The organism is Streptomyces sp. NPDC006265, from assembly GCF_040613555.1.
Taxonomy (GTDB): Bacteria; Actinomycetota; Actinomycetes; order Streptomycetales; family Streptomycetaceae; genus Streptomyces.
Genome location: NZ_JBEXSH010001355.1, coordinates 1 through 1,586, shown reverse-complemented (window position 1 = coordinate 1,586; position 1,586 = coordinate 1). Strand labels below are relative to the sequence as shown.

General features: G+C 67.2%; 3 protein-coding genes. All 3 read right to left on the bottom strand.

The window, feature by feature from the left end:
• Window positions 1–44 precede the first annotated feature (44 nt).
• Complete coding sequence (locus ABZ281_RS48810; protein WP_030835555.1) at window positions 45–293, bottom strand: phosphopantetheine-binding protein; 249 nt, start codon at window positions 291–293, stop codon at window positions 45–47.
• A 29-nt stretch (window positions 294–322) separates the two neighbouring features.
• A complete protein-coding gene (locus ABZ281_RS48805) occupies window positions 323–1,174 on the bottom strand; it encodes a 3-hydroxyacyl-CoA dehydrogenase NAD-binding domain-containing protein (protein WP_356665233.1) in 852 nt (283 codons plus the stop codon).
• Between the two features lie 51 nt (window positions 1,175–1,225).
• The coding region (locus ABZ281_RS48800) for a phosphopantetheine-binding protein (protein WP_356665231.1) at window positions 1,226–1,586 on the bottom strand (361 nt) is incomplete at its 5' end.

Sequence of the window (1,586 nt, the reverse complement as noted above, 5' to 3'; positions counted from 1 at the left end):
GGTGCTGCTCAATTACGCGAGCACCTCAAACGGCGTCCTCGGGGTCACGCGGCCGTCGCGGTCTTCGACGTCACGAGTCGGACGAGTCCGTCCACCGTCCGGAAGTTGTCGAACTCCATGTCGTCGGGGGTGAGCTGGAGCGAGAACTCCTGCTCCACGAAGAGCGCCAGTTGCATGGCGAAGAGCGAGTTGACGTATCCCAGCGCGAAGATGTCGTCGCTGTCGGCCAGGGTGCGGCCGTTGAGCTGCGGTGCGAGGAACTCCCGGACCCGGGTGCGCACGTCGTTCTGCATGGTTCTGCCTCCAGTGTGGGGTGGGGTTGTCAGTAGGTGTAGAAGCCGCGTCCGGTCTTGCGGCCCAGCAGCCGGGCGTCGACCATGCGCTGGAGCAGCGGCGCGGGACGGTACTTGCTGTCGCGGAAGCTCTCGTACATGACGGTGAGGGAGTTCAGGATCGTGTCGAGGCCGATGAGGTCGCCGGTCTCCAGCGGGCCCATCTTGTGGCCGAAGCAGCCCTTGAACATCCGGTCGACCTGATCGGCCGTGGCGACCTGGTCCTGGACGCAGAAGATCGCCTCGTTGATCGTCAGCATCAGGACGCGGTTGGTGACGAAGCCGGGCGCGTCCTGGACGACGATGCCCTCCTTGCCGAGGTCCCGCAGGAGCCCCAGCGCGGTGCCCAGGGTCTGCTCCGAGGTGAAGTGGCCCTGGACGACCTCGACCGTGTCCATCAGCGGCACGGGATTCATGAAGTGCAGCCCGAGCACGCGCTCGGGACGCTCGGTGACCGAGCCGACCCGGGTGATGGGCACCGCGGAGGTGTTGACGCCGAAGACGACCTCCGGACGGCAGATCTTGTCGATCTTCTCGTAGACGTCGCGCTTGATGTCCCAGTTCTCGGTGACGTTCTCCACGACGAAGTCCGCGGCGCTCAGGGCCGCGAGATCGGTGCCGGTGGTGATGCGGCCGAGGATGGTGGCCGGGTCGTCCTTCAGACGCTCCGCGCGGAACATGCCCTGCAGCCGCAGGTCGTTCCCGATCTGTGTCGTGGCGGAGGCGAGCTGCTCCTCGGACACGTCGATCAGCAGCACGTCGAACGCGGACTGGGCCAGGGACTGTGCCACTCCACGGCCGATGGTGCCCGCGCCGATGACACCCACCGTACGGATGTTCATGCTGATACCGCCTCAGATGATTGGAAGGGGCGGCCGAACGGGATCGCCGTTTCAGCCGTGGGACTTCTTGCTGTCGAGGTGCGCCGCCAGGTCGGCGACCGTGACGTACCGGAACAGGTCGACCATCGACACCCGGACGCCCATGGTCTTCTGGATGCTTTGCGCGATCCGCAGGGCGACGAGGGAGTCCCCGCCCAGCGAGAAGGCGCTCTCATGGATGTTCAGCCGGTCCAGATCGAGTTCCCTGGCCCAGATCCGGGCGAGCAGATGCTCCGTCTCGCTGTATCCGCCGTCCTCCCGGCCGAAGAGCGTGACGCCCTCACCCGCTGCCTGTCCCGCGGGCGCGTCGGCCGCCCGGCGGGCCTCGCCACCGGCCGCGGCGACCCGCTGCCGGACCGACTCCTCCAGGACC